The organism is Agrobacterium sp. CNPSo 2736 (genome assembly GCF_004005385.1).
GTDB classification, from domain to species: Bacteria; Pseudomonadota; Alphaproteobacteria; order Rhizobiales; family Rhizobiaceae; genus Agrobacterium; species Agrobacterium leguminum.
The window spans coordinates 46403-72129 of the sequence record NZ_RZTX01000011.1 but is presented as its reverse complement, the minus strand read 5'-3'; the positions used below and the strand labels follow the sequence as shown (position 1 = coordinate 72129).

At 60.6% G+C, this 25727-nt stretch carries 26 protein-coding genes and 1 pseudogene; 18 read left to right on the top strand and 9 right to left on the bottom strand.

Annotated features, from left to right (window positions below):
- The first annotated feature begins 43 nt into the window (after positions 1–43).
- From EM858_RS17960 to EM858_RS17945, 4 genes are read left to right on the top strand one after another with little or no spacing between them, the layout of a single operon-like run.
- Positions 44–1108: a LacI family DNA-binding transcriptional regulator gene (locus EM858_RS17960; protein ID WP_065656075.1), complete on the top strand. Its 1065-nt coding sequence runs from the start codon at positions 44–46 to the stop codon at positions 1106–1108.
- The gene (locus EM858_RS17955; RefSeq protein ID WP_127757514.1) at positions 1101–2978 is read left to right on the top strand and encodes a DUF2264 domain-containing protein; all 1878 of its coding nucleotides are present in this window, start codon (positions 1101–1103) and stop codon (positions 2976–2978) included. Before EM858_RS17960 ends, EM858_RS17955 begins: the two co-directional genes overlap by 8 nt.
- Positions 2975–3991 carry a hydroxyacid dehydrogenase gene (locus tag EM858_RS17950; protein WP_127757513.1) on the top strand — a complete coding sequence of 339 codons (1017 nt, stop codon included), beginning with the start codon at positions 2975–2977 and terminating at the stop codon, positions 3989–3991. Before EM858_RS17955 ends, EM858_RS17950 begins: the two co-directional genes overlap by 4 nt.
- Positions 3988–4776, top strand: coding sequence for a TIM barrel protein (locus tag EM858_RS17945; protein ID WP_127757512.1), 789 nt, complete (start codon positions 3988–3990; stop codon positions 4774–4776). Before EM858_RS17950 ends, EM858_RS17945 begins: the two co-directional genes overlap by 4 nt.
- A gap of 171 nt (positions 4777–4947) precedes the next feature.
- On the opposite strand, the gene EM858_RS17940 is transcribed toward EM858_RS17945, so the two are convergent.
- The 4 genes from EM858_RS17940 to EM858_RS17925 form a co-directional block, all read right to left on the bottom strand.
- Positions 4948–6021, bottom strand: coding sequence for an ABC transporter ATP-binding protein (locus EM858_RS17940; RefSeq protein ID WP_127757511.1), 1074 nt, complete (start codon positions 6019–6021; stop codon positions 4948–4950).
- 86 nt (positions 6022–6107) lie between these two features.
- Positions 6108–6983 carry a carbohydrate ABC transporter permease gene (locus tag EM858_RS17935; protein WP_127757510.1) on the bottom strand — a complete coding sequence of 292 codons (876 nt, stop codon included), beginning with the start codon at positions 6981–6983 and terminating at the stop codon, positions 6108–6110.
- A complete protein-coding gene (locus EM858_RS17930) occupies positions 6976–7929 on the bottom strand; it encodes a sugar ABC transporter permease (protein ID WP_003520181.1) in 954 nt (317 codons plus the stop codon). Before EM858_RS17930 ends, EM858_RS17935 begins: the two co-directional genes overlap by 8 nt.
- 6 nt (positions 7930–7935) lie before the next feature.
- A complete protein-coding gene (locus EM858_RS17925) occupies positions 7936–9225 on the bottom strand; it encodes an ABC transporter substrate-binding protein (RefSeq protein WP_127757509.1) in 1290 nt (429 codons plus the stop codon).
- A gap of 117 nt (positions 9226–9342) precedes the next feature.
- Here EM858_RS17925 and EM858_RS17920 point away from each other — a divergent pair, with 117 nt between their 5' ends.
- The 11 genes and pseudogenes from EM858_RS17920 (at position 9343) to EM858_RS17875 (ending at position 17233) form a co-directional block, all read left to right on the top strand.
- A complete protein-coding gene (locus tag EM858_RS17920) occupies positions 9343–10041 on the top strand; it encodes a TetR/AcrR family transcriptional regulator (RefSeq protein WP_110760058.1) in 699 nt (232 codons plus the stop codon).
- A 244-nt stretch (positions 10042–10285) separates the two neighbouring features.
- Positions 10286–11428 carry a Gfo/Idh/MocA family oxidoreductase gene (locus EM858_RS17915; protein WP_003520186.1) on the top strand — a complete coding sequence of 381 codons (1143 nt, stop codon included), beginning with the start codon at positions 10286–10288 and terminating at the stop codon, positions 11426–11428.
- Between the two features lie 10 nt (positions 11429–11438).
- Positions 11439–12602, top strand: coding sequence for a dihydrodipicolinate synthase family protein (locus EM858_RS17910; RefSeq protein ID WP_127757508.1), 1164 nt, complete (start codon positions 11439–11441; stop codon positions 12600–12602).
- 24 nt (positions 12603–12626) lie between these two features.
- A complete protein-coding gene (locus EM858_RS17905) occupies positions 12627–13448 on the top strand; it encodes a sugar phosphate isomerase/epimerase family protein (RefSeq protein ID WP_127757507.1) in 822 nt (273 codons plus the stop codon).
- A gap of 19 nt (positions 13449–13467) precedes the next feature.
- Positions 13468–14703 (top strand): Gfo/Idh/MocA family oxidoreductase, encoded by a 1236-nt coding sequence (locus tag EM858_RS17900; protein ID WP_127757506.1) that lies wholly within the window; start codon positions 13468–13470, stop codon positions 14701–14703.
- A gap of 335 nt (positions 14704–15038) precedes the next feature.
- Positions 15039–15209 carry a hypothetical protein gene (locus tag EM858_RS27185; RefSeq protein ID WP_162936937.1) on the top strand — a complete coding sequence of 57 codons (171 nt, stop codon included), beginning with the start codon at positions 15039–15041 and terminating at the stop codon, positions 15207–15209.
- A gap of 281 nt (positions 15210–15490) precedes the next feature.
- Positions 15491–15700, top strand: a complete 210-nt coding sequence (locus EM858_RS17890) for a cold-shock protein (protein ID WP_003520191.1) — start codon at positions 15491–15493, stop codon at positions 15698–15700.
- Positions 15701–15800: 100 nt separating this feature from the next.
- Positions 15801–15899, top strand: a pseudogene (locus tag EM858_RS27450) (30S ribosomal protein S21); the annotation flags it as partial.
- Positions 15900–15953: 54 nt separating this feature from the next.
- Entirely contained in the window at positions 15954–16169 is a 216-nt protein-coding gene (locus EM858_RS17880; protein ID WP_080821088.1) for a hypothetical protein, read from the top strand.
- 96 nt (positions 16170–16265) lie between these two features.
- Positions 16266–16403: a hypothetical protein gene (locus EM858_RS27180; protein WP_164865471.1), complete on the top strand. Its 138-nt coding sequence runs from the start codon at positions 16266–16268 to the stop codon at positions 16401–16403.
- A gap of 542 nt (positions 16404–16945) precedes the next feature.
- Positions 16946–17233, top strand: coding sequence for a hypothetical protein (locus EM858_RS17875; RefSeq protein ID WP_127757505.1), 288 nt, complete (start codon positions 16946–16948; stop codon positions 17231–17233).
- A gap of 369 nt (positions 17234–17602) precedes the next feature.
- Here the strand turns inward: EM858_RS17875 and EM858_RS17870 are convergent, their stop codons facing one another.
- Positions 17603–18700 (bottom strand): acyltransferase, encoded by a 1098-nt coding sequence (locus EM858_RS17870; protein ID WP_127757504.1) that lies wholly within the window; start codon positions 18698–18700, stop codon positions 17603–17605.
- A 311-nt stretch (positions 18701–19011) separates the two neighbouring features.
- Here EM858_RS17870 and EM858_RS17865 point away from each other — a divergent pair, with 311 nt between their 5' ends.
- On the top strand, positions 19012–19248 hold the full coding sequence (locus tag EM858_RS17865) for an acyl carrier protein (protein ID WP_003520197.1): 237 nt from the start codon (positions 19012–19014) through the stop codon (positions 19246–19248).
- A 13-nt stretch (positions 19249–19261) separates the two neighbouring features.
- Here the strand turns inward: EM858_RS17865 and EM858_RS17860 are convergent, their stop codons facing one another.
- From EM858_RS17860 to EM858_RS17845, 4 genes are all read right to left on the bottom strand, one after another.
- Entirely contained in the window at positions 19262–21220 is a 1959-nt protein-coding gene (locus EM858_RS17860; RefSeq protein ID WP_127757503.1) for a MacB family efflux pump subunit, read from the bottom strand.
- A 4-nt stretch (positions 21221–21224) separates the two neighbouring features.
- Positions 21225–22448, bottom strand: coding sequence for an efflux RND transporter periplasmic adaptor subunit (locus EM858_RS17855; protein WP_127757502.1), 1224 nt, complete (start codon positions 22446–22448; stop codon positions 21225–21227).
- 22 nt (positions 22449–22470) lie between these two features.
- Positions 22471–22767, bottom strand: a complete 297-nt coding sequence (locus EM858_RS17850) for a hypothetical protein (RefSeq protein WP_127757552.1) — start codon at positions 22765–22767, stop codon at positions 22471–22473.
- A 127-nt stretch (positions 22768–22894) separates the two neighbouring features.
- Positions 22895–23533, bottom strand: a complete 639-nt coding sequence (locus EM858_RS17845) for a hypothetical protein (RefSeq protein ID WP_127757501.1) — start codon at positions 23531–23533, stop codon at positions 22895–22897.
- 202 nt (positions 23534–23735) lie between these two features.
- Between EM858_RS17845 and EM858_RS17840 the strand changes: the two genes are divergently transcribed.
- The gene (locus EM858_RS17840; protein WP_205529919.1) at positions 23736–24467 is read left to right on the top strand and encodes a response regulator transcription factor; all 732 of its coding nucleotides are present in this window, start codon (positions 23736–23738) and stop codon (positions 24465–24467) included.
- Entirely contained in the window at positions 24464–25726 is a 1263-nt protein-coding gene (locus tag EM858_RS17835) for an ATP-binding protein (RefSeq protein ID WP_127757500.1), read from the top strand. Before EM858_RS17840 ends, EM858_RS17835 begins: the two co-directional genes overlap by 4 nt.
- Position 25727: the final 1 nt, after the last annotated feature.

Genomic DNA, 25727 nt, shown 5'->3' with positions numbered 1-25727 from the left:
TATTTGCATCATATTAGATTTTTTTGCAAGCGCAGGAGACGATATGAACGATACGCCCGACATCAGCCGCCCGCGCCAGTCGGATATCGCCCAGCGCGCCGGCGTTTCCATCAGCACCGTCTCGCGCGTTCTTGCGGGAGAGAAAGGTATCAGCGCGTCGATCCAGACCAAGGTTCTGGGGGTGGCGGCGGAGCTTGGCTATCCGTTGCGACCGGTCGCGAACCAGACCGGCGGCGTGCCGCTGGAGGGCAAGAAAATCCTCGCACTCATGTCGGCCGAAAGGGCAACCGGCGATATCGGCGCTTTTTATCACGATATTTTCGACATGCTGCGCAGCCTTGCCCAGACCGATGGTTTCGAACTCGACATCCGGCTTTTGCACCAGAAACAGGTGGATGACGCGCTGACCCAGCGGGTCTGCGAGGTGGACGGCCTTCTCGCAATAGGCCTCGACCCCGAGGATGAAATCATCCACCGCATCACGCAGGGGGTGCTGCAACCGGTTCTGGTCAACAGCGCCGATCCTTCGATGATGCTGGATTGCGTCTCGCCTTCCAATTTTTACGGCGGCGCGCTGGCGGCGCGGCGGCTGCTGGAACTGGGTCACCGCAAGGTCGCCTATATCGGCCCGCATCATCGCCACACCATAAGGGAGCGTATGCGCGGCTTCCGCCACACGATCCTTGAGGAAGAGGGAACGACCTATGAGGAGTTTCTGCTTTCGACGGCGGATAGCGGCTTCGGACAGGCGGGCGACGCGGTTCGCCAGCTATTGGCCAAAAACCCTGAACTCACCGGCATTTTCTGCATGAATGACGCGATTGCGCTCGGGGCGCTGGGGGCGGCGCAGGAGCTTGGCCTCGCCGTGCCGGACGATCTTTCCATTATCGGCTTCGATGACCTGCCCTTTGCCGAGCTCTCCACCCCCCGTCTCAGCACCATCCGCGTCGACCGTCGAGAAATCGCCCGCGAGGCGGTGGAGCTGATGCGCCGACGGCTGACGGAACCTTCCGCCAATGCCCGCCAGGTGCAGCTCGGCGTGCAGCTGGTGGAAGGACAGACGGCCGGTAAGGCGAAAAAGACGGGAAAGGCGGCACGCGATGCATGACACCATGAATAAGCTCACCATGGCCAGATTCAATCCGCTGCACGGCAATCCGCTCAAAAGCCGCGCCGATGTCCGGCGGGCGCTGGATGACAGTTTTGCGCCGCTTCTTGCCCATTTTTCACCGGGCGGCGCAAGAGTGACGCTGAGCGGCACCGCCGCGCATTTCGACCGGGCGGCGGCCGATCTGGAAGGTTTTGCCCGGCCGCTCTGGGGCATCGCGCCGCTTGCGCTGAGCGGCGATCATTTCGACCATTGGCCGCTTCTGGCACGGGGAATAGCCAACGGCACCGACCCTTCCCATCCCGAATATTGGGGCGACGTACGCCAGAAGGATCAGCGGCTGGTGGAACTGGCCGCCCTCGGTTTTGCGCTGCGGCTTGCGCCGCAGCACCTGTGGGAACCGCTATCCGACGCGCAGAAAGACAATGTGCGCCGCTATCTGCTGACGGCGCGCGAGCGCAATTACGCCGATAATAACTGGAAGTTCTTCCGGGTGATGGTCGATATGGCGCTGGATCATCTCGGCATCGATTTCGACCGCAGCCTGACCCAGACATTCCAGAAGGAACTGGACGAATTCTATATCGCCGACGGCTGGTATCGCGATGGCAATTACCGCCGCATCGACCATTACATCGCCTTCGCCATGCATTTTTACGGCCTGATCTACGCGAAACTCAGCAAGCCTGACGATGCCTACGCCGCACGCTACCGGAAGCGGGCGCGGCTCTTCGCCGGCGATTTCGCCAGCTGGTTCGATGAGGATGGCGGCACGCTCGCCTTCGGCCGCTCCATGACCTACCGCTTTGCCTGCGGCGGCTTCTGGGCGGGTCTCGCCTTTGCCGATGAGGAGGCGTTGCCCTGGGGCGAGATCAAGGGGCTTTATCTGCAACATCTGCGCTGGTGGGCGAAAAAGCCGATTGCCGACCGCGACGGCGTGCTTTTCATCGGTTATGCCTATCCGCAGCTCACCATGTCGGAAAGCTATAATTCGGCGGGCTCGCCCTATTGGGCCTTCAAGGCCTTCCTGCCGCTCGCGCTGCCGGAAAGCCACCCCTTCTGGCAGGCGGAGGAAAAGCAGCCTGAAACATCGGCAAAACCAAAGGCGCTCATTCACCCCGGCATGGTGATGATGCGGACCAGTGGCAATGTCACGGCGCTTTCCAGCGGGCAGGAAAACCTCTCCATGCGCGGCGGACCTGAGAAATATGCCAAATTCGCCTATTCCTCCCGTTACGGTTTCGGCGTCGAAGTGGACGAACGCGGTTTCAGGACCAACGGTTTCGACAATATGCTGGCCTTCTCCGAAGACGGCCTGCACTACCGCGTGCGCGAGACCAACGAGAAGGTCCTGCTGGCCGGGGAAAGCCTGCGGGCGACATGGAAGCCGTTCCCGGATGTGGCGGTTGAAACGACGCTGGTTGCGGCTGGCGGCTGGCATATCAGGCTGCACCGGATCACCTCCGCCCGCGCCCTTTTGGTGACTGAAGGCGGCTTCGCGATCAACCGCAACGATGGCGACCGCGATGTCGTGCGCGAAGAGACCGGCCGGGCGACCGCCGATTGCGGCACGGACATATCCGCCATTGTCGATCTCGGCTCCAGCATAACCCGCCACGGCGTGGCGCTGAAGGCGCTGCCCAACACCAATCTCATCAACGCCAAGACCACGGTGCCGCAACTGCGGGGCGAGATTCCGGCGGGAGAAACCCTGCTTGCCTGCGCGGTCTTTGCCGGGGTGACCGGGCCAGAAAGCGAAACAGCGCTGTCGACGGGCCCAGCACTTCCGGATATGGAGACGCTCGACCGCCTGTTTGCGGAACGGGGCGTTCCGGTCAGCAGCATGGCGGCAACAGGAGAGCCGCAATGACGAGCCCGCTTCCGCGTCTCAGCCTTGCCATGGACCCGGAGCGAACCCAGCATGTGCTGACACCGCAGGCGCTCGAAAGGCTGTCGCACAGCGTCGATATTCTCGACACGGGGCGGATCTTCGATTTCCACGATCCCGCAGTGAAAGAGCAGCTGGCGCGGACGGATATTCTTCTGACCGGCTGGGGCTGTCCGGATATCGGCGCGCGGGAGCTGGCGCTGATGCCGCGCCTCAGGCTGATTTCCCATGCCGCCGGCACGGTCAAATATTTCCTGTCGCAAGCGGTGTTCGATCGCGGCGTTACCGTGTGCAGCGCGGCCGAGGCGAATGCGCAGCCGGTCGCCGAATTTTCGCTGGCGATGATCCTGCTGGCCGGCAAGCGCACCTTCGGCTTCCGACGCCTTTATCTGGAGCATCGCGACCGCGCCCCTGTCGAGCGATTGCAGGCGCAGGCCATCGGCAATCTCGGCCTGACGGTCGGCATCGTCGGCGCATCGCGCATCGGACGTCGCGTCATCAATCTGTTGCAGCCCTTCGATCTCAACCTCATCCTTTTCGATCCGCTTCTAAGCCCTGCGGAGGCGGAGAAGCTCGGCGTGCAGCTTGTGTCGCTCGAGGAGCTGATGACGGTGAGCGATGTCATTTCGCTGCATGCACCCTCCCTGCCGCAGACGCGGCATATGATCGGCGCGGCAGCGCTTGCCCGCATGAAGGATGGTGCGACCCTGATCAATACGGCGCGCGGCGCGCTGGTGGATGAAGACGCGCTTCTGGCCGAACTGAAAACCGGACGCATCGAGGCTGTCATCGACGTGACCGACCCGGAAGTGCCGCCGCCGGATTCGCCCTTTTACAGCCTGCCGAACGTGTTCCTGACGCCGCATATCGCCGGCGCCACCGGCCTTGAACGCGCAAGACTCGGCGACATGGCGATTGCCGAAATCGAACGCTTCTGCCGCGCGGCACCCTTGCAACAACAGGTGCGGCCGGAACATCTGGAACTGATCGCATGAGATTTTTCGAGCCAGGCCTCTGCTCCGTCACCTTCCGTTCCCTGTCGCCACAGGCCGTCATCGAGCTTGCCGCCGCAAACGGCATCAGGTCCATCGAATGGGGTGCGGATATCCATGTGCCGCCCGGCGACCTTGCCAATTCAAGGGATGTGGCGGCGCGGACGGCGGAAGCCGGCCTCTCCGTCTCCTCTTACGGCTCCTATATCTTTGCACCGGATTTTGCGCCGGAAGATGTGACCGCCGTGCTGGAAACGGCAAAGGCCCTCGGCGCCGGCCATATCCGCATCTGGCCCGGCAGCCGCAGACGCCCATCTGCCGATTACTCCCCTGACGAACGCCGCGCGGCAACGGAAGCGCTGGCGACAATCGCCCGCCGGGCGAACGACTACGGCATCACAATCGGCCTCGAATATCACCCCAACTCACTGACGGACACCCTGCCCTCGGCCTTGCAACTCATGCAGGATTTACCGATGCCCAACCTCTTTTTCTACTGGCAACCCGCCCCCGGTCTGCCGCTGGAAGACGCACTCGCGGAAATATCCGCACTCGGCCCACGCATCTGCCATCTGCATGTCTTCGCGTGGCTCGCCGACGCCAGCCGCCTGCCGCTTCACGAACGCGCGGAGTATTGGCGGGCGTGCGTTGAGGCTTTGCCGGAGAGCGAATGGACGAAACCGGCCTATGCGATGCTGGAATTCGTCAGGGATGATGACATCGGACAGTTTGCGGAAGATGCGGTGACGCTAAGCGAGATACTCGCCGGCCACAGAGTGGCCGACTAGTGCACGATTGCAACCTCGCACGCGACGTCATCCTCGGCCCTGTGCCGGTGATCTAATAATGTTTAATAAAATCAATACGTTGTAGATCCTCGGGACAAGCCCGAGGATGACAAACGCAAGCTTTGCGGACTTCGTTAGCCCCCTATGGTGAGACAGCTCACCCACTCGTTTTCATATCCGCCGCCCATCCGCCCCGAAGAGATGCGTCTTCGAAAGATCGAAAGCAAAGGGAATGGTCTCGCCGATGCGGATATGGCGCTGGCCGTCCAGCAGCACGGTGGCGGCCTGGCCGTCCGGGGTGTTGGTGTAAACCACCGTCGAACCGCCGAGATGCTCCACAAGTTGGATCGAAGCTTCGCCGAGCGAAGATTGCGCCTGCGGGTTCACATGTTCCGGGCGCACGCCGAAGGTGAGCGGTTCGCCCTGCTGCGCGGCGACCGGTTTTTCCAGCACGATGCGCTGGCCGGCGACTTCGATGGTGCGATTGGAACTATCGCCTGAAGCCACCTTGGCGGAGAGGAAATTCATCTTCGGCGAGCCGATGAAACCGGCCACGAACTGGTTGGCCGGGTTGTTGTAGAGATCGAGCGGACGGCCGACCTGCATGATGCGGCCGTCGCGCAGCACGACGATCTTGTCGGCCATCGTCATGGCCTCCACCTGGTCGTGCGTCACATAAATCATGGTGCTGCCGAGCGTCTGGTGCAGCTTGGCGATTTCGACGCGCATCTGCACGCGCAGTTCCGCATCGAGGTTGGACAGAGGCTCATCGAACAGGAAGATTTTCGGCTCGCGCACGATGGCGCGGCCGATGGCGACGCGCTGGCGCTGGCCGCCCGAAAGCGCCTTCGGCTTGCGCTGCAAAAGCGGGCCGATCTGCAGGATATCGGCGGCTTTCTGCACCCGCGCCTGGACTTCCGGTTTCTTGTAGCCTGCCGTCTCCAGACCGAAAGCGAGGTTCTTGTAGACGCTCATATGCGGATAAAGCGCATAGGACTGGAAGACCATGGCGATGCCGCGCTTGGAGGCGGCGGTTTCATTGACCCTTTCGCCATCGATACGAAGATCGCCTTCGGAGATTTCCTCCAGCCCGGCAATCATGCGCAGAAGCGTGGATTTGCCACAGCCCGAGGGGCCGACAAAAACGGTGAATTCACCCGGTTCGATTTTCAGATCGATGCCGTGAACGACCGGAAAAGCGCCGAACCGCTTGACGATTTTTTCGAGCGTAATGCTGCTTGCCATGCTGTTTCTCCCGACTGTCGCGTCGCATGCGGGGCGGCAGCGACAGTGTTGATTGTCTTAAAATGCGTTCCCGATGCGGGTTCCGTTCAGCGTTTCATTCCCGTTGTGGCGATGCCTTCGATCAGCAGCCGCTGGAAAAACAGGAAGAACAGGAAGACCGGCACCAGTGAAAGGTTGGACATGGCGAAAAGCGACGTCCAGTCCGAGCTGCCGGTGGAATCCACGAAGGATCTGAGGCCGAGCTGCACGGTGTAGGTGTTGATGTCGTTCAGATAGATCAGCGGACCGAAGAAATCGTCCCAGGTCCAGATGAAGGAAAAGATGGCGGCCGTCGCCAGCACCGGCAGCGACAGGGGCAGCATGATCTTCCAGTAGATGCGGAAGGGCGAGCAGCCATCCATGACAGCCGCCTCGTCCAGCTCACGCGGGATGCCGCGGAAGAACTGCACCATCAAAAAAATAAAGAAGGCGTCAGTTGCGAGGTATTTCGGCACGATCAGCGGCAGCGATGTGTTCACCCAGCCCATTTCCAGAAACAGGATATATTGCGGGATGAGCACGACGTGATAGGGCAGCATCAGGGTGCCGAGCATCAGCGCGAACCAGAAATTGCGCCCGCCGAAACGCAGCCGGGCAAAAGCGAAGGCGGCGAGCGAGCAGCCGACCACGTTGCCTATGGTGGCGAGCACCGAGATGAAGAAGGAGTTCCAGAAGAACTGCCCGAAGCTCACCTGCAGCCCGGTCCAGCCGCGAATATATCCGCCGACATCCACCGCCGAGGGAATGAGGGAGGAAGAACCGAACAGCTCGTCCTGCGGCCGAAACGAACCTGAAATCATCCACAGGATCGGATAGAGCATCGCAAAGGACGCGATGATCAGCGCGGTGTGGAGCATCACCGATTTCAGCGGTGTGCGTTGCGGGCCTTGTCCGGGCCGGGGAGCGGTAACAGCGTCAGTCATCGTAATGCACCCAGTATTTCGCGCTGAGGAACGAGAAGGCCGTGAACAGCGAGATGATGATCACCAAAATCCAGGCAAGCGCCGAGGCGTAACCCATGCGGAAGAAACCAAAGGCTTCCTGATAGAGGTAGAGCGTGTAGAACAGCGTCGAGTTGATCGGCCCGCCGGTGCCTTCCGAGATGATGAAGGCGGGCGTGAAGGCCTTGAAGGCATCGATCGTCTGGATCACGGCATTGAAGAAGATCACCGGGGTCAGGAGCGGCAGGGTAATGCGGAAGAACTGCCGCACCTTGCTTGCACCATCGATTTCGGCGGCTTCATACATATCCTGCGGGATTTGTCTCAGACCCGCGAGGAAGATGATCATCGGCGAACCGAACTGCCAGACGGACAGGATGACGAGCGTGTAGATCGAATAATCCGGATTGGAAATCCAGCTCGGCCCTTCGTAACCGAAGGCCTGCCACAGGATCATGTTGACGAGACCGTCAGAGGCGAAAAGCTGGCGCCAGAGCACGGCAATCGCGACGCTCGAACCCAGCAGCGACGGCAGATAGAAGATCGCCCGGTAAAGCGTCAGCCCCTTGATGCCGCGGTTGAAGGCGAGCGCGACCAGCAGCGCGAAGATCAGCTTCAGCGGCACCGACAGCAGCACATAGGTGAAGGTGACCTGCATGGCTGCGGCGAATTTCGGATCGGCCGTGGCGATGCGCACATAGTTTGCCGCCCCCACCCAGTCCGGAGACTGCAACAGGTCGTAATTGGTGAAGGACAGATAAAGCGACGCAAGCGCGGGACCGAGGGTGAGGCCGAAAAAGCCAATCAGCCAGGGCAGCAGAAACAGGTAGGCGTGAATGTTGCGGTCGAAAATCCGCTTCACGCCGCCCCGCTTCGGGAGAGCCGCGCCACGGCTCTCCCCCACAAGAGTTTCAGATCGAAAGGCCATAAACCATCACTTCCGTTTGATAACGGTTTCGGATTCCTTGACGAGGCGGTCCCCGCCCTCGTCCGGCGTGATCTTGCCGAAGCCGATTTCCTCCGCCGTACGTTTGAGGACGAAGGCGAATTCGCCCGCGCCCGGAGGCGGCGCCGGCGGCAGATCGCCGACGCCGGGGGTAATCTGGGCAATATAGTCCACCATGGTCTTGCTGACCTCGTCGAGCTTGCTGCTCAACTGGCTACGCATGGATTCCGAAGCCGGAACGCCGCGCTCGACGCCGAGAATATCGATGCCCTGCGGTTCAGCCACAAGGAAGTTGATGAAACCGACGGCCTGCTCAATGCCGGCGCTGCCATTGGCGACGCTGATGAGCATGGAAGGTTTCAGATAGTGGCCGGAAGGGCCATCCTTCGTGCTCTTCGGATAGGAGCTTATGGCAAGCTTGGCCTTGTTGAGCTTCTGATAACCGACGAACTGGTTGGAATGGGCGAATGCGGTTGCCGCCTTGCCTGTCGTCAAAGGGTTCGTTTCGATGTTGAGCTGGTCGAGCGCCTGCACATCGGCCGGCACACAGGCGCCGCTCTTGCGCAGATCCGCCCACAAAGTGAACCACTTGGTCGCATCAGCAGGATCAAAGCCGATGCCGCCATCCTGCGTGTAGAGCGATTTGCCGTTCTGACGCAGCCAGTTCTCAAAGCTAGGCTCCACGCCGCTGGCATCGGCCGTGGCGTAATAACCGGGCTTCGGCTTGTTCTTGCTGAGCTTGGCGGCGTTTTCGGCAAACTCTTCCCAGGTCTGGCCGATGGATGGCGGTGTCGCGCCGGATTTTTCCCAGGCGGCCTGATCGAAGAAAACGGCGCTGGAATTGACGCCGAGATTAATGCCGTAAAGCTTGCCATCGACCCGGCCGGAATCGATGTTCATCTTGCCGAAATCTTCGATCTTCAGGCCCTTGCCGATATATTCATCGAGCGGCGCAAGCGCGCCGCGACGGCCATATTCGAAGATGTAACGATAATCCATCTGGATCAGATCAGGCGCGTTGCGGCCCGCCACCTGCGTGGCAAGGCGCGGCCAGTAATCACTCCAGCCGGCAAACTCACCGGCAATATCGAGATCCGGCTTGACTTGCTTGTAGGCCGATATCGCCTTGTTGGTGCGATCGGCGCGTTCCTGCGAACCCCACCACAACATGCGAAGGCGCGCGGCCTGCGCCTGCGCCGACCCTCCTCCCAATGTTGCAAGCGACAGGGCCGCAAGCCCTGCTGAAAGCACACCTCTCCTGTGAAGCATCATGGGCATTGGCAACTCCTCCCTATTGACTGCCAATTGATGATGAACGTAAACGACACTTGCCGTTTTATAACTAATTGGTTACATGGGAACACTGATCGCAAACATTGTCAAGCGGGTGCTGAAATGGAAGAAACGACAAAAAACCAGCCACTCGATCCGGCTTCGGAAAAAGCGCCTGCCCCCAAGCGCAAACGCGCCACCGCACAGGTGCGAAACCCTGAAAGAACCCGGGCCGCCATTCTTGAAGCCGCCCGCCGCGAGGTGGCCGCCAAGGGGCTGGCGGGGGCTCGAATCGATGTTGTTGCCCGCCGCGCCGGCACCAACAAGCGGATGATCTACCATTATTTCGGCGACAAGGATGCGCTTTATCTCGCCGTTCTGGAAGATGCCTATCGCCATATTCGCCACACCGAAAGGCGGCTCGACCTTACCCGCAAGCCCCCTTCGGAGGGGCTGCGGGAGCTTGCACTTTTCACCTGGCACTATTTCCTCGATCACCCCGAATTCCTGAGCATCCTTGCCACCGAAAACCTCAATAAAGCCCGCTATCTCAGGCAATCTCCGACAATTGCCGCCATGCATTCGAATTTCATTTCGGAGCTGGAAGAGGTGCTGCGGCGCGGCAGCGACGCCGGCGAATTCCGCGACGGCCTCGATCCGATCGACGTCTATCTGACCATCGCTTCACTCGGCGCTTTCTATCTGTCGAACCGGTTCACGCTGTCGACGATCTTCCAGCGCGACCTGACCGACCCTGCCGAACTGGAAAGATGGGGCCAGCACATCGTCGACACGCTGCTTGCTGCAGTGCGGCCAGTCTGAGCCGGCAGAACCGAATTCTCGTTTAACAACAGTGACGACGCGCTTTCGCATCCGCGAAGCGCGTCGTTTTCTTTTGCGGCGCGGTGAAGAAGCCAGACGGCGACCTCTCTCGAAATTTGAATTTTGTCCGCCAAAAACACCTTGACAGATCGCATCCTTCACGACCACAAATAACCAAATGGTTACAAATTGCCATGTTTGACGGAAGCGGCTTTCGGGAAAAGGCCGCCTTGGGAGGAAATTCATGAAACGTATCGGCGTCATCATGCACGGCATCACCGGCCGCATGGGTTACAACCAGCATCTCGTGCGCTCCGTTCTCGCCATTCGCGACCAGGGCGGCGTGCTGTTGAAGAACGGCGAAAGGGTCATGCTTGACCCCATTCTGGTCGGCCGCAACGGCGCGAAGATCGAGGAAATCGCGAAAAAGCATAATGTCGCCCGCTGGACGACCGATATCGATGCGGCGCTTGCAAACCCTGACGATACGCTGTTCTTCGATGCCGGCACGACGCAGATGCGCGGCAGCCTGCTGGAGAAAGCCATCAAGGCCGGCAAGAACGTTTATTGCGAAAAGCCGATTTCCGACACGATGGAAGAGGCGCTGGCGATTGCCCGGCTCGCCGAAAGCGCCGGTATCAAGCACGGCGTGGTTCAGGACAAGCTGTTCCTGCCCGGCCTGCGCAAGCTCGCCATGCTGCGCGACAGCGGCTTTTTCGGCAAAATCCTCTCGGTGCGTGGCGAGTTCGGCTACTGGGTTTTCGAAGGCGACTGGCAGCCGGCGCAGCGCCCCTCATGGAACTACCGTCTGAAAGATGGCGGCGGCATCATTCTCGATATGCTGTGCCATTGGCGTTATGTGCTCGACAATCTGTTCGGCCCGGTGAAATCGGTGAGCTGCCTTGGCGCCACCCATATTCCGGAACGTTTCGACGAGCAGGGCAAAGCCTATAAGGCGGATGCGGACGATGCGGCCTATGCCACTTTCGAGCTGGAAGGCGGCGCCATTGCCCACATCAACTCTTCATGGGCGGTGCGCGTACGCCGCGACGATCTCGTCACCTTCCAGGTGGATGGCACCCATGGTTCGGCGGTGGCGGGCCTGACCAAATGCTTTACCCAGCACCGCACCAACACGCCGAAGCCGGTGTGGAACCCCGACCAGCCGCAGACCATCGATTTCTACAAGACGTGGCAGGAAGTGCCGGACAATGTCGTCTATGACAACGGCTTCAAGGCGCAGTGGGAAATGTTCGTGCGCCACCTCGTCGACAACGATCCGTGGCCCTATGGCCTGATGGAAGGCGTGAAGGGCGTGCAGCTTGCCGAACTGGGGCTGAAATCATGGAAGGAACGCCGCTGGCTCGACGTTCCCGCCCTTTCCTGAGGAGGCAATGGTGAGCGAACTCAAGCTTCCGAAGGACGACCGCAGCATCGAGGTCTACAAATTATCCGGTACGCCGGTCGCGGTTGAGAAACGAAGTGCGGCGGATTTCAACCGCGTCGCCTTCGCGGCCGCTCATGTGGTGGCCGATCCCCTTGCCGATAACGACCCATGGCTGACGCCCGCCATCGACTGGGACGCCACTTTACGTTTCCGTCACCGCCTGTGGGATCTCGGCCTCGGCGTCGCTGAGGCGATGGATACGGCGCAGCGCGGCATGGGGCTCGCATGGCCGCAGGCGCAGGAACTGATTTCCCGTTCGCTGAAGGAGGCGGCCAGTCGCAAGGATGCGCTGATTGCCTGCGGCGTCGGCACCGATCATCTGAATGGCGGCGGTTACGACCTGAACCAGATTGTCGACTCTTACCTGGAACAGCTTGATTTTGTTCAGGGAGAAGGCGGACGCGTAATCCTGATGGCGAGCCGCGCTCTGGCCGCTGCCGCCCGCTCGCCGGATGATTATCTCAAGGCTTATGCCAGAGTTTTATCCCATGCCGAGCAGAAAGTAGTGATCCACTGGCTGGGTGAGATGTTTGACCCGGCGCTTGAGGGTTACTGGGGCTCCGGTGACCACATGCAGGCCATGGAAACCTGCCTTGCCATGATCGAGGAAAATGCCGACAAGATCGACGGCATCAAGATTTCGCTTCTTTCCAAGGAAAAGGAAATCGTCATGCGCCGCCGCCTGCCGGCTGGTGCGCGCATGTATACCGGCGACGACTTCAACTATGCCGAACTGATCGCCGGTGACGAACAGGGGCATTCGGACGCCCTGCTCGGCATTTTTGACGCCATTGCGCCGGCCGCCTCCAAGGCTCTCGCCAGTCTGAAGCGCGGCGCGGACAATGAGTTCTTCGATATTCTGGAGCCGACGGTGGCGCTGTCGCGCCATATCTTCAAGGCGCCCACCCGCTTCTACAAGACCGGCGTGGTGTTCCTCGCCTATCTCAACGGGTTGCAGGAGCATTTCACCATGGTTGGCGGGCAGGAAAGCACTCGCTCCACGCAGCATTTCGCCGAGCTTTTCCGGCTGGCGGACAAGGCCAATGTGCTGGCCGAGCCAGATCTGGCGACGCATCGCATGAAGGCGTTTCTGGCCGTCCGTGGCATCGGGTGAAGCAAAACGAGGGGAGATACCGAAATGAGCCTTGAAGGCCTTTCCATCAATTTCGCCACCGTGCGTCAGGGCGGAGACTTCGGCGCAATCGTCGATGCCTGCCTTGCCCACGGCATTACCGCCATCTCGCCCTGGCGCGAGCAGGTGCATGGTATCGGGCTTGCCGAAGCCGCCCGCATCGTCGAGCAGAATGGCATCCGCCTCTCCGGCCATTGCCGGGGCGGCTTTTTCCCCGCGCCGGACGCGGAAGGCCGACGCCGCGCCATCGAGGACAATAAACGCGCCGTCGATGAGGCCGCCGCCATGAAGGCCGACTGCCTCGTGCTTGTTGTCGGTGGCCTGCCCGCCGGTTCCCGCGATCTGAAAGGCGCGCGGCAGATGGTGGAGGATGGCATGGCCGAGCTTCTTCCCTATGCGCGGGCCGCCGGCGTGCCGCTCGCCATCGAGCCGCTTCACCCCTTTTACGCCGCCGAGCGCGCCTGCTTCAACACACTGAAACAGTCGCTCGATCTCTGCGACCGGCTGGGGGCCGGCACCGGCGTTGCCATCGACGTCTATCACGTCTGGTGGGACCCGGAACTGGAGGAACAGGTGGCGCGGGCCGGCAGGAACGGGCAAATCCTTGCCCACCACATCTGCGACTGGCTGGTGCCGACCACCGATCCGCTCAATGATCGCGGCATGATGGGTGACGGCGTGATTGACCTGAAGGCATTTCGCGCCATGATCGAGGCTGCCGGCTTCCACGGCCCGCAGGAAGTGGAAATCTTTTCGCATCGCTGGCAGGCGCGGCCAATGGACGAGGTTCTGTCCACGGTGGTCGAGCGTTTCAAGACTGTTTGTTGAGATATCCGGGAGAGAGACAATGCCTGAAAGGGTGAAACGCAAACGCTATGCGCTGGTCGGCACCGGCAATCGCGGCACCACCATGTGGGGCCGCGAACTTCTGGCCGGCTGGAGCGACTATGTCGAACTGGTCGGCATTTGCGACCTGAACCTGATGCGCGCCGAACGCGCCCGCGCCATGATGGGATCGAACGCGCCGCTTTATGACGATTTCGACCGGATGATGGAGGAGCAGCGACCCGAACTGGTGATCGTCTGCACACCTGACGACACCCATGACGACATCATCATCCGCGCGCTGGAAGGCGGGGCCGATGTCATCAGCGAAAAGCCCATGACCACCACCCCCGAAAAGATCGACCGCATTCGCGCGGCGGAGGCCAAAAGCGGCCGCCGTGTGGACGTTTCCTTCAATTACCGTTTCTCGCCCACCGCCGCCCGCATCAAGGAGCTGATCGACGAAGGCGCAATCGGCACCGTCACCTCGGTCGATTTCCACTGGTATCTCGACAACCAGCACGGCGCGGACTACTTCCGCCGCTGGCACGCCTTTACCGAACATTCCGGCAGCCTGTTCGTGCACAAGGCCACGCACCATTTCGATCTCTTGAACTGGTATCTCGATTCCGATCCCGTGGAAGTGAAGGGCTTCGGGCAATTGCTGCATTATGGCAAGAACGGCCCCTTCCGCGGAACGCGCTGTCGCACCTGTCCGCACAAGAACGAGTGCGATTATTTCATGGATCTCGGCGCCGATCCTTTCCTCGATGCGCTTTATGAAGACCCTTCGACGGTGGACGGTTATGTGCGCGATGCCTGCGTCTTCCGCGAGGAGATCGACATTCCCGACACGATGAGCGCCTCGATCCGTTATGCCAGCGGCGTGCAGGTCTCCTATTCGCTCAACACCTATATGCCGATCGAGGGCCATCACATCGCCTTCAACGGCCATAAAGGCCGCATCGAGATGCGCCAGTATGAAAAGCAACCCTGGACGGAGCCGCCGGCCGATGAAATCCTGCTGGTGAAAAGCTTCGGCGGCGGTGTCGAACGCATATGGGTGCCGCATGAGCCCGGCGGCCATTATGGCGGCGACAACCGCATGCGCGACATGATCTTCAAGCCCGGCTCCAACGACCGGCTGCGGCAGCGGGCGGGTTCGCGCGCCGGCGCCATGTCCGTTCTGACAGGCGTGGCCGCGCTGAAAAGCGCCCGTGAAGGCGGCACGGCGGCGGTGAAATCGCTGCCGGTTTAACCGCCTTCGTCTGCGGCCCATCGGCAGCTGGGCCGCAGACGGCAATGGCCAAAAAAGAACGGACGATATTCCGCAGATTACGCGCTTCTTCCATGCCGGTAAAATGACCGCCGGGGGAAGAAAGAGTGAGTCATGTCCAGTTTTGAATCCTTCGTTCCGCTCATCATCATCGGCGTCAGCCTCGTCGTATTTTTCAAATGGGTCGGGCGAGATATGAACCGGGAAGAGAAAAAGCCGCGTTCCCGCCGCTGACGGCGGAAAAGCGCGCCCGCGCGGCGTGGAAACGGAACCCGCGCCTTTTCCCCAGCGTTTTCCTACCAAAAGGAGGACGCGACATGACGAAGAAAACGAAGCCGAAAACGCTCGACAAAGGGCCTTCCAGCCCGAACGATATTCCTCCCGCCGGCCCGCACGCCAAACCGTCCCTCACCGACTATGACAAGACGCCCGGCGCAGGCAGCCTGCCGGATGACGGTGCGAAAGACGTGTCTCCCGGCGGAGGCTGATGCGCGCAAGACCAAAGGCCGCGCCGAACCGGGTGCATGTTGGGGCCATCGGGAAATAGTGCCGTGAACCAGATACTTAGCCGATGAGCCGTCGCTCGCCGGTGCTTTTTCCTCCAAGGCCCATTGCAAAATCAAAAATTGCGCCTATATTTTCTTCATCGACCATTGCTTGTGACGTCGTTCTGGAACGCTGTGTTCCCCGTCGGATTTCCTCTCAAATAATCGATCTAATCCCGCAAGGTATCGCGGGAACCACAACGATTCTACGAAAGGAAATCGTTATGAACACTGGTACTGTAAAGTGGTTCAACGCCACCAAGGGCTTCGGCTTCATTCAGCCTGACAATGGCGGCGCGGACGTTTTCGTTCACATTTCCGCTGTTGAGCGCGCTGGCATGCGTTCGCTGAACGACGGCCAGAAGATCAGCTACGAGATCGTCCAGGACCGTCGGTCCGGCAAAAGCTCGGCTGATAACCTTCAGGCAGCTTGATATTCGTCATTTGCCCCCGCAGACCACGGATGTACTGGCTGCAGGTTAGAATGATCGTGAGAGGTCGGGTCAAAGCCCGGCCTTTTGTTTTTGGGCCAGGGAAAAGCGCGTCCGCGAAGAAGCGGAAGCCACGCGCCACCGCCGCAAGAGGGCAAAGAAGAAAATTCAGCGCGAAGGGCTGCTGCCCGCCCGCCCCCAAAAAGGTTACGCGCCCCTAGCCGTCCGATACCGCTCTTCCATAAAGGAGAATGCCATGGCCGCGTCAAAGGAAGCTTTTTTCAAACCCGGCAAACTATCCGCACAGGACAGGGCGTCATTGACGGATAACGCCGCAAAGCAGATCATAAACGCCGAGGCCGACCAGCGCGCCCGTAAAACGGAACGCCTTCGCCAGCTTCGCGAAGCGCAGGAAGCGACGATTATCCCCGACGCGCCGGTTTCCGCAAAAAAACGATCCGGCAAGAACTGACTGGCCGGATTTCCAGCATCGCCCGGTCGAACGGGCCTTGAACGGATTGTCTCATAGCCGCTCGAGGCCGCATCAATCCAACAGGAGGAGGACACCATGGCCAAGGGTCAATTGCACAGCAACAAGGAAATCCGCAAACCGAAGAAGGACAAGACGAAAGCACCTGCTTCGCCGCCCGCCGGTTCGCAGGTCAAATTCGCAAACGCCACGACAGCGGATAGCAAAAAGAAATAGGCGCCAGGCGGGCCGGCAAGTCACGGCGAATAAAAGCATCGCCATCTATGCCGGACTTGTTTTGGCCACATTGCCCATTTATACAACTCTCATGGCAACTGCTGGTGAGCGCGAATGAAATCGACGTTCGCAGTTGTTTTAGTCGCTTCAGACTTTTGACCACGGATGTACTGGCACTGGTGTTGAGAGCGATATGAGGAAGGTCGGTGCAATATTGCCCCGGCCTTTTTTGTTGCCTGCGGCAGCGCCTGCTGCGTTGTCCCCGTTAGCGGAATTAGCTTGCCTATTCCCCCTAAACGGCGCAAGCTTCTCCATCGGTAATTAAAGGGCGTTGCCGCCGTCAGGCCTGTTGCACTCCTAGCCCTGTCCCGCCTGTTGCCCGGCGGGCACGATCCTTATTCACGCGACATGCATGACGGACGGGCCGGGAACGGTTTCCCTGACGTCGCCCGCGTTTCAAGGCGTTGAAGCGTCCCCGCACCATCTCCGGATTGAGGCGCGACGCTCTGGGTTTTGTGAACCCCACAAGAAAGGAGGACGTCATGTCTTCCGCATATGAAAATTGCATCATCACATCGCAGGACCTGAAAATGCTCCAGTCGGTGCTGGAAGGTCTCGGTTACGATCGTCACACCATGGATGACGAAGTCATTCTCTACAACAATGCCGCCCGCAAGGTGATCGAGCTCTTTCAAGATGGCTTGACCGACCCTGCCGATATCTCCGAGGAAATGCTGTTCCTGTTCGGCGTTCACAAACATGAACGCGTCAAACCGTGGAAACCGCTGCCGCGTTACGCCATTCAGGGCCTGCCGCCTCTTTACCGGTAATGGACTTGCCGCCCTTTCCGTGGCGGCCTTCAAAATCACCGATGAAAATAACGGCTTGGCAAAAGGCGTATATCAGGCAACACTGAAATTGAGCGTCCCGCGCGCGATCAGGCGTGTCCCGGGAAGTTTGGGTATGGAATGTGCACCCTGTGCGTAGCGGGACCATAACCGGTCTTCGCGAGGCCAGCGTTGTTTCCCATGCCGGTAAGTTTTGCGTCTGCGTGGAGGTGAGTATGACGTATGACTGGAGCGGCCGCAAAATGCGCCGCATGCGAGCGGCGAAACTGACGATCATCAGCCTCGTCGCAGCTTTCGTGCTGACTGCCCCGATTTTCGCCCATTATTGAGGTTTGCAGCCGCAAGGCAGGATCATACCGGTTGGCGGATTTCACTCCGCTTTCTCAACCGGTTCTTCAGCCATTTCTGAACCGGCTGATCGTAATGGACCGTCAGCCACCATGACAGGCACGTCGTGCCGATGAGGAAAACAATACCCGCCGGCAAAGCCAGGTTTTCCCGGTGCACCGCCGGGATCAGAAGCTCCGTCCAGGCCAGAAGCGGAATATGCAGCACATAGACCGCATAGGACGCCGTGCCGAGAAACACCGACACCATTCCCACCCCGCGCCCCGGAACCGTCTTGCTGGCGACGAACAGCAGCAGCGGCCAGACGACGAGGACAACCGCAAGATCGAAGAACGGCCGAAGCTCGCGCGACATCGGCACGGCCAGAATGAAACAGACCAGCAGAAGGCAAAGCGCCGCCTGAAAGGGTTTCAACTGCGGTACGCGATTGCGGAAACGGTAAATCAGCACGCCGGCAAAAAACGAAAAGAACACCCGCCCCATGCCGGCATACATTTCATGCCAGCGAAAACCGGCATGCAGACGGCCGAACTCGGCGGCGGCCACCATCAGCACAAGGGCGCTGACCGTGAGCACCGCGGCAGTCTGTTTCGTCGTGGCCCGGACGCCGAAGCGGGCGTAAAACGCATTCACCACCAGCTCATTGAAAAGCGACCATGCCGGGCTGACGAGAAACAGCGCACCGTTCAGGGTGAGCGTGAAGGGCGCCGGTAAAAAGAGCAGCCCCGTTACCAGGGCGAAAGCAAGCTCGCCGGGATCGATGCGGCGATGCAGATCGTCGATCGGCGTCGGCAGGCCCAGCACGTAGAGACAGATGAAATAGGCCGCCATCAGAGCCAGCGCCAGCCCATAAAGAGGGTAGAGACGTGCGAAGCGCGCTTTCATGAAAAAGCCTGGCGTAATCGCCCCTTCGGCCAGTTTCCGACTATAGGCATGCGCGAGCACGAAACCGCTGAGCGCAAAGAACATATCCACGGCGAGATAGCTCGACGCCGTGCTTTTTCCGAACAGATCCTCGGCATGGCGGTGGACGATGAAAAGGGCGGCCACGCCCCTTATGCCGTCGAGCAATATGAAGCGTTCCGGGGACGACTGGACCATGGCATGAGGCTCGGTTTGGCTGACGGATTTAAGGTTCACAGGCAACGAGCTTTACCGCGTCGCGGTTCACCGCTGCCAGTCACAAACTGTTTAACGTGGCGAACGTCCCATATTATTATGGAATACTAACGGGTGATCGACACCCTTTCGCGGCTGCGAAAGGCGTGCTACGTCCGGATGTCATCGATCTTCCGAGCCTTTGACTCTGCGCCCTGTCCTTTCGAAATTCAGCTTGATTTCGCTTGGATATCTTCGGCGCAAATTCAGATGGAGCGGAATTAGACGGCAGGCAACTTTCGCGGAGTCTCACCATGTCCACCATTGCAGAACGTATCAGAAAAATCATCGTGGACCAGCTTGGCGCAGACCCTGCCACCATCGTGGACGAGGCCAGTTTTGCTGACGATCTCGGTGCGGATTCGCTCGAGACCGTTCAGATCGTCATGGAAATCGAAGAGGAATTCGGGGTCGAAATTCCAGATTCCGCCGCAAGCACGATCCTGACCGTTGGCGACGCCATCCGCTTCGTCGAAAAAAACAAGGCGTGACCGGCGGGGGGATTTACCCCGCAGACAAAGCCGCGACGGGATCGAGTTTCGACGCGTTGCGCGCCGGCAGATAACCGAAAACAACGCCGATCAGTGTCGAGCAGACGAAGGCGGCGACGATCGACGTCGTGGAATAGACCATGGCGAAATTGCTGCTGAAGGCGGAGAAAAGCGCGCCGAAGCCGAGGCTGCCCAGCACGCCCAGCGTACCGCCGATGATGCAGACAAGCACCGCCTCGATGAGGAACTGCCGCAGAATATCGGTGCGCCGTGCGCCGACCGCCATGCGCACGCCGATTTCCGATACGCGTTCAGACACGGAAACGAGCATGATGTTCATCACCCCGATGCCGCCGACCAGCAGCGAAATCACCGCAATGGCCGCAATCAGAAGGGTCAGCGTCTGCGTGGTGCTGGTGATGGTCTGGCGAATGTCGTCGGTATTGAGAATGTAGAAGTCCCGTGTGCCATGCCGCTGGGTCAGAAGAGTCGTCACCGCCTGTTCGGCGATTGAGGCATCGGTATCGTCGGCCACCTGCACCGTGATGCTGCGCAGCGACAGGCTGCCGAGAAAGCGCGACTGGACGGCGGTATAGGGCAGGTAAAGCGACAGGTTCTGGCTTGAGCCGAAACCGCCCTGCTGCGCCTGCGTGACGCCGACGATGCGGGCCGGCACCTTGCCGATGAGAATGACCTGGCCGACAGGACTGCCATCGAAATCCGCAAACAGCGATTTGCGGGTATTTTCGTCGATCACCACTTCCTGCGCCTTCTGCGCGACGCTTCCGCCATCGAAAAAGCGGCCCTGCGACAGCTTGGTGCCCTTGGCGACGAAATAGCGCTCGCTGACGCCGTTCACCAGCGCATTCGCCTCCTTCGCGCCGAAACGCACCGTGCTGGAGGTCGAGACCGTCGGCGTCACCGCCGCGACATAGGATTGCTTGGCAAGCGCTTCGGCATCGGAAACGACGAGCGTGGTGATCTTGCCCGACCTTATGTCGCCGAAATCCTTGCCCGCGAAGATTTCCAGCGTGTTGGTGCCAAGACTCGATATGTTCTGCAGCACCCGCTGCTGCGACCCCTGCCCCAGCGCCACGACGCTGATGACCGAGGCGATGCCGATGATGATGCCGAGCATGGTGAGAAAAGTGCGCAGCTTGTGCGCCCGCATCGACAGAAGCGCCATGCGCAATGCCTCGCGCAGAGACGAAACGAGACCCGCGAGACTGGAAGACCCGCCGGAAGCGGCAGCGGGTTTGGCATCGTCCCGCGGTACGGGCGTTGCATCTGTCCTGCGGTCGGAAATGATCGTGCCGTCGCTGATTTCGATGATCCGCCCGGCGCGTCTGGCAATCGACATGTCATGGGTAACGATGATGACGGTGCGGCCTTCGGCATGCAGCTCGCCGAGGATGCGCAGCACCTCGTCGCCGCTGGCGCTGTCGAGCGCGCCGGTCGGTTCGTCGGCAAGAATGATCTCGGCGTCGTTCATCAGGGCGCGGGCGATGGAAACGCGCTGCTGCTGGCCGCCGGAAAGCTGGCCGGGACGGTGATCGAGGCGTTCCGCCATGCCGAGGCGGCCAAGCAGCCTTGCGGCATTGTGCCTGCGGTCGCCCTGTGTCTTGCCGGCATAGATCGCCGGAATTTCGACATTGCCGAGCGCCGTCAACTCGGCCAGCAGATGGTAGCGCTGGAAGATGAAGCCGAGATTTTCACGCCGCAGCGCCGAAAGCGCGTCGGCATCGAGATTGCCCGTTTCCCGGCCCCTGATGCTGTAGCTACCCGATGTCGGGCGGTCGAGACAGCCGAGAATATTCATCAGCGTCGACTTGCCCGACCCGGACGCGCCGACGATCGCCACCATCTCACCGGCCTCGATGGTGAGGTCGATGTGCTTCAGCACGCTGATCGTGCCTTCGCCGGAGGGATAATCCCGCCGCACGGATTTAAGCGAAATCAGAGGTTCAGCCATGGTTTCAAAGCCCCATTGGCGGGCCGCCCGGCCCCGGCATGGCGTTTGCGGTGGTGTCGGTGGAACGTTCGCCGGTCACCACCCGCTCGTTTTCGACAAGGCCCGAACGCACTTCCGCCGTGACCTTGTTGTTCAACCCGATTTCGACCTTGCGCTCGGAAACCCTGCCATCGGCGCCGGCCACGCGCACGGCATAGCTGCCGTCGCTGTCCATGCTGCCAAGGGCTGCCGAAGGGACAGTCAGCACATCCTTCGCTTCACCCAGAACGATATGGACCTCCGCCGTCATATAGGTACGCAGCTTGCCTTCCGGGTTCGGCACTTCGAACACGCCATTATAATAGATCGCCTCGGATGACGACGTGCTGGAAGAGGATGAGCTGGAGGATGAAGAGGTCGAGGAACTGAAGCTGGAATCGCTGCGCACCGATTCCGGCGCCGGCTCTATCGACGCAAGCGTCGCGTCGTAACGCTGCTGCGGCTCGCCGAGCACCGTGAAATAGACCGGCAGGTCCGGCTTGACCCGCGTTACATCGGCCTCGGAAATTTCCGTGCGCACCGTCATCCGGTCGAGTTGGCCGAGAATGACGATGGTTGGTGCGGATTGCGTGGCGTTGACGGTCTGCCCTTCCTGGCTGACGATCGACAGAACCGTGCCTTCGATGGGGGCTGTGATCTTGGTATAGCCAAGATTGGCCTCGGCCGTTTCCACCGCCACCTGCGCTTCCTCGATCTGGGCGTCGATGGCTTCGATCTGCGCCTCGGTGACGGCAAGGGCTGCGGTGGCGCTTTCGAAATCGGCGCGGGAGGCGGCGTTTTTCGACACCATCTCCTGCTGACGGGCAAGGCTCTGGCGGTTGAGAATAAGCGTCGCCTGCTTCTCCACCCGCTGCGCCTTCACGTTCGCCAGGGCCGCCTGCGCCGTGCGCAGACTGTTCGTCTGGGTAACGGAATCGATTTCGGCGATCAGATCGCCCGCCTTGACCGTATCGCCGAGCGCCACCCTGACGGCGGTGATGCGGCCGGAGGCCTGCGCGCCGACGGCGACAAGGCGAACGGGTTTCAGCGTTCCCGTCGCCAGCACCGTCTGCTCGATATCGCCGCGCGTCACCGGTGCGGTGATATAGCCGGGTGTGGCCGCCCGCGTATATTGCGAGGACAGCCAGTAGCCGCCCACAGCGAGAGCGACAACCGCCAGCAATGCGCCTGCCTTGCGTGCCGTTTTCATCTTGATGTCCTGTCCAGCCGGTTCACTCGAAGGAAGAAACCGGCGTCATGTCGTGTTTCACGAGGATGAAACCCCTGTCCGCTTCGATCCATTCATAGGCAGAAGCGGATTTCCGCGCCGCCGCCTTGCGGCAGGTGCTGCGAAAACGTCTGGAATCCGTCTTCTCGCGCTGATCCTTCGCGCAGGCGGGCTGACGCCGCTGTTCTTCCTGGCGGAATTTGACCGCCGGCTGTTGCACGGGCTTGTCCTTCGCCACGGCCATCGACCAGGCAAAGCTCAAACCAAAAGCCGTTGCCAGCACCAGATAAAAATATCTCATCATCGTCTTCCTGCTTGAAAATCACGCGGGGGATCGCAGGCGTGCGATCCCCCGGCTCCAGCCGTTGCCGGCTGATTTCCTCCTTTACTGGGGGGCAGATTAAAGGAGGAAACTTCGAAAACTTGCCTCAGCCCCGTTCCACCTCGGGAACCGGCGGCCTCATGTCGCCATGCGGGGGAGCAAAGCCGCCGCGCTCTGCGGGGCCATGACGCGGGCCGGGAGGCGGAGGCGGCATCAGGGCACGCTCAAGCTCGGCAAGCTTCGTCACCTGCTGCGGCGAAAGCTTCGGTTTCAGCGCCGCAATGGCGTCCTGCAGGGCTTTGGCCTTTTCCGCCTTCTGCGCGATGATGCCTGCCAGTTCCTCTCCCGCAAGACGCGGCTCGGGCTTGGCCTTGCCTTCACCCGGCACTGGCGGCGGCGGATTGCGTTCCGGACCGGGAGAAACGAGATCGATCAGCGCCGTGGTATAGGCGCGCCAGGGACCGAGCTGCTCCGGCGTGACACCGAGATAGATTTCGGCCGCCGAAAGCTTCGTCGCCAGGCCGAGAACATCCGGGCCGGGCATTCTGCGCATATGCGGCAGCAGCGGCCTTTCATCCGGACCCCGATCCGGGCCGATGTCCGGGCCGAGATCGAGATTGACGGGCGGCGGCGTAGACTGTTCGGTCGTGCGGGGTGCGGGTGCATTCTCTTCTGCCGCCTGCGCGGCGGCGGAAACGCCCATCGTTGCTGTCGCGATGGCGGCGGCCAGTATCGAGTTTCTCATCTTACCTTCCTTCCGTTTTCCAACATGAAAGGACGATAGGAGCATCGCGTTTCCGGCTTTGGTCCGAATGTTTCCGGGCTGCTTCCGCAAACCGCCTATTTGTAACCGAATGTTGCCAGAACGGCCCCGGCAAGCTTTCGTTGCAAAAATCCGCCGTTTCTTTTCAGCGCTTATGTATAGTGGCATCAAAAGGTTGGACGATATGACGACAGTTTCGGTGACACATATATTGATCGTCGATGACGATCCGGAAATACGCACATTGCTCGCGAAATATCTCAGCTCACAGGGGTTCCGCGTGTCGATGGCCGCCGACAGGCGTGAGTTCGAGGAAAAGATCGCCAGTTCCGATCCCGACCTCATCGTGCTCGACGTGATGCTGCCCGATGGTTCCGGCCTCGATATCTGCCGCGACCTGCAGGGCCGCCGGCCGCGCACGCCGGTCATTCTCCTGACTGCGCTGAAGGAAGATGTCGACCGGATCGTCGGGCTGGAAATCGGCGCCGACGACTATCTCGGCAAACCCTTCAATCCGCGCGAACTGACAGCGCGCATCAAGGCCGTGCTGCGCCGCGCCACACCGCAGGAAGCCCCCCGCCCCTCCTCCGCCGCCTATGGTTTTGCGGATTTCACCGCCGATCCCGAGCAGCGTTCCGTCATCCGCGCCAGCGGTGAAAAGATAGATTTGACGGGAGCGGAATTCGATCTGCTGAAAGTCTTTCTCGACAGGCCCGGTCGGCTTCTCTCCCGCGATCAGCTTCTCGATCTCACGCAGGGCAAGGATCGCGGACCGTTCGACCGCTCCATCGACGTGCTGATGAGCCGCTTGCGCAAGAAGCTGGACGCCGACACCCAAACGCCGATCTTCAAGACCGTGCGCAATGGCGGTTACCAGATGACGGTTCAGGTCAAAACCCTGCCGGTGCAGCGATGAGTTCGCTTAGAAACCGCATCACGGCGCTGATGATCGTCTCCATCATCGCAGTCATCGCGCTTGCGACTTTTGTGGCGGACCGTACATTGCAGCCGCCGCCGCCCGACGCCACCATCGAGCCGCTCGCCCGCAGCCTCGCCTTTGCCGTCACCATGGCCGAGCGTGATCCCTCCCTGCAGCAGCCCGGTTATTTCCAGATCGAACAGAAACCGCCGGAAGGCGATCTCGACGGCATGCTTTCGGAATTTCTGGAAAAGGCGTTGGCCCGCGTCGGAGAGCCGCGCACCGCCATGGTCATCCGCTCGCCGGGAAATCCTGCCCCCGTGGCGGCTATCCCGCTGGAAAAAGGCGGCTGGCTGGTCGCGGAAATCCCGCATATGGGTCCTCCGCCGGGCGGCTGGAAAATTTTCGGCATGTGGATAGGGCTGATCATTCTCGGTAGCGCCGCCGTTTCGATCTTTGCCGCCAGCAAGATCACCCGCCCGCTCGACATGCTGGAAAATGCCGCCGCCAGCATCGGGCCTGACGGTTCGCTGCCGCACCTGCCGGAAACCGGACCGGGCGAAATCCGCGCCACCGCGCGGGCGCTGAACGAACTCGCCACCCGCCTGAAGGCGGCGATGGAAAGCCGTATGCGCCTCGTCGCCGCCGCCGGCCACGATCTCAGAACCCCGATGACCCGCATGCGGCTGAGGGCGGAATTCATCGAAAACGACGAGGAACGGGCCAAATGGCTGGCGGACCTTGAGGAGCTGGACGCCATCGCCGACAGCGCCATTCTTCTGGTGCGGGAAGAGGTCAGCCAGGACAGCGTCAAAACGATCGACATCGGCACGCTTCTTAGCGAAATCGTCAGCGATGTTTCCGATCTCGGTCACGCGGGTGCGCTCGACTTCATCGAGCCGGAGGCCGCGATGACTATCAAGGCGGCCCCGCTGGCGCTGAAAAGAGCCCTGCGCAACCTCATCCTGAACGCCGTCACCCATGGCAAGAAGGCGCATATCGATCTGACCGGAGACGAGAGCGAAATCGTCGTGACGATCAGGGATGAAGGCCCCGGCATTCCGCAGGAACTGATCGGCCGGGTGTTCGAACCCTTCTTCCGGGTGGACCTCGCGCGGCGCAAATCAATCCCCGGCGTCGGTCTTGGTCTTGCCATCGCCAGGGAAATCATCGAGCGCTTCGGCGGCACGATCACCATTGCCAACCACAAGAAACAGGGCCTGATCCAGACCGTGATCTTCGCAAGGGCGGCGTGAC

What these genes read in the sequence shown, in the direction of transcription:
- EM858_RS17915 (WP_003520186.1), top strand. Translation starts at nt 10,286, where the DNA reads ATGAAACGTATCGGCGTCATCATGCACGGCATCACCGGCCGCATGGGT.
- EM858_RS17865 (WP_003520197.1), top strand. Translation starts at nt 19,012, where the DNA reads ATGTCCACCATTGCAGAACGTATCAGAAAAATCATCGTGGACCAGCTT.
- EM858_RS17875 (WP_127757505.1), top strand. Translation starts at nt 16,946, where the DNA reads ATGTCTTCCGCATATGAAAATTGCATCATCACATCGCAGGACCTGAAA.
- EM858_RS17945 (WP_127757512.1), top strand. Translation starts at nt 3,988, where the DNA reads ATGAGATTTTTCGAGCCAGGCCTCTGCTCCGTCACCTTCCGTTCCCTG.
- EM858_RS17955 (WP_127757514.1), top strand. Translation starts at nt 1,101, where the DNA reads ATGCATGACACCATGAATAAGCTCACCATGGCCAGATTCAATCCGCTG.
- EM858_RS17935 (WP_127757510.1), bottom strand. Translation starts at nt 6,983, where the DNA reads ATGACTGACGCTGTTACCGCTCCCCGGCCCGGACAAGGCCCGCAACGC.
- EM858_RS17835 (WP_127757500.1), top strand. Translation starts at nt 24,464, where the DNA reads ATGAGTTCGCTTAGAAACCGCATCACGGCGCTGATGATCGTCTCCATC.
- EM858_RS17845 (WP_127757501.1), bottom strand. Translation starts at nt 23,533, where the DNA reads ATGAGAAACTCGATACTGGCCGCCGCCATCGCGACAGCAACGATGGGC.
- EM858_RS17855 (WP_127757502.1), bottom strand. Translation starts at nt 22,448, where the DNA reads ATGAAAACGGCACGCAAGGCAGGCGCATTGCTGGCGGTTGTCGCTCTC.
- EM858_RS27185 (WP_162936937.1), top strand. Translation starts at nt 15,039, where the DNA reads ATGACGAAGAAAACGAAGCCGAAAACGCTCGACAAAGGGCCTTCCAGC.
- EM858_RS17860 (WP_127757503.1), bottom strand. Translation starts at nt 21,220, where the DNA reads ATGGCTGAACCTCTGATTTCGCTTAAATCCGTGCGGCGGGATTATCCC.
- EM858_RS17950 (WP_127757513.1), top strand. Translation starts at nt 2,975, where the DNA reads ATGACGAGCCCGCTTCCGCGTCTCAGCCTTGCCATGGACCCGGAGCGA.
- EM858_RS17905 (WP_127757507.1), top strand. Translation starts at nt 12,627, where the DNA reads ATGAGCCTTGAAGGCCTTTCCATCAATTTCGCCACCGTGCGTCAGGGC.
- EM858_RS17920 (WP_110760058.1), top strand. Translation starts at nt 9,343, where the DNA reads ATGGAAGAAACGACAAAAAACCAGCCACTCGATCCGGCTTCGGAAAAA.
- EM858_RS17960 (WP_065656075.1), top strand. Translation starts at nt 44, where the DNA reads ATGAACGATACGCCCGACATCAGCCGCCCGCGCCAGTCGGATATCGCC.
- EM858_RS17850 (WP_127757552.1), bottom strand. Translation starts at nt 22,767, where the DNA reads ATGAGATATTTTTATCTGGTGCTGGCAACGGCTTTTGGTTTGAGCTTT.
- EM858_RS17840 (WP_205529919.1), top strand. Translation starts at nt 23,736, where the DNA reads ATGACGACAGTTTCGGTGACACATATATTGATCGTCGATGACGATCCG.
- EM858_RS17890 (WP_003520191.1), top strand. Translation starts at nt 15,491, where the DNA reads ATGAACACTGGTACTGTAAAGTGGTTCAACGCCACCAAGGGCTTCGGC.
- EM858_RS17880 (WP_080821088.1), top strand. Translation starts at nt 15,954, where the DNA reads ATGGCCGCGTCAAAGGAAGCTTTTTTCAAACCCGGCAAACTATCCGCA.
- EM858_RS17870 (WP_127757504.1), bottom strand. Translation starts at nt 18,700, where the DNA reads ATGGTCCAGTCGTCCCCGGAACGCTTCATATTGCTCGACGGCATAAGG.
- EM858_RS17940 (WP_127757511.1), bottom strand. Translation starts at nt 6,021, where the DNA reads ATGGCAAGCAGCATTACGCTCGAAAAAATCGTCAAGCGGTTCGGCGCT.
- EM858_RS17900 (WP_127757506.1), top strand. Translation starts at nt 13,468, where the DNA reads ATGCCTGAAAGGGTGAAACGCAAACGCTATGCGCTGGTCGGCACCGGC.
- EM858_RS27180 (WP_164865471.1), top strand. Translation starts at nt 16,266, where the DNA reads ATGGCCAAGGGTCAATTGCACAGCAACAAGGAAATCCGCAAACCGAAG.
- EM858_RS17925 (WP_127757509.1), bottom strand. Translation starts at nt 9,225, where the DNA reads ATGCCCATGATGCTTCACAGGAGAGGTGTGCTTTCAGCAGGGCTTGCG.
- EM858_RS17930 (WP_003520181.1), bottom strand. Translation starts at nt 7,929, where the DNA reads ATGGCCTTTCGATCTGAAACTCTTGTGGGGGAGAGCCGTGGCGCGGCT.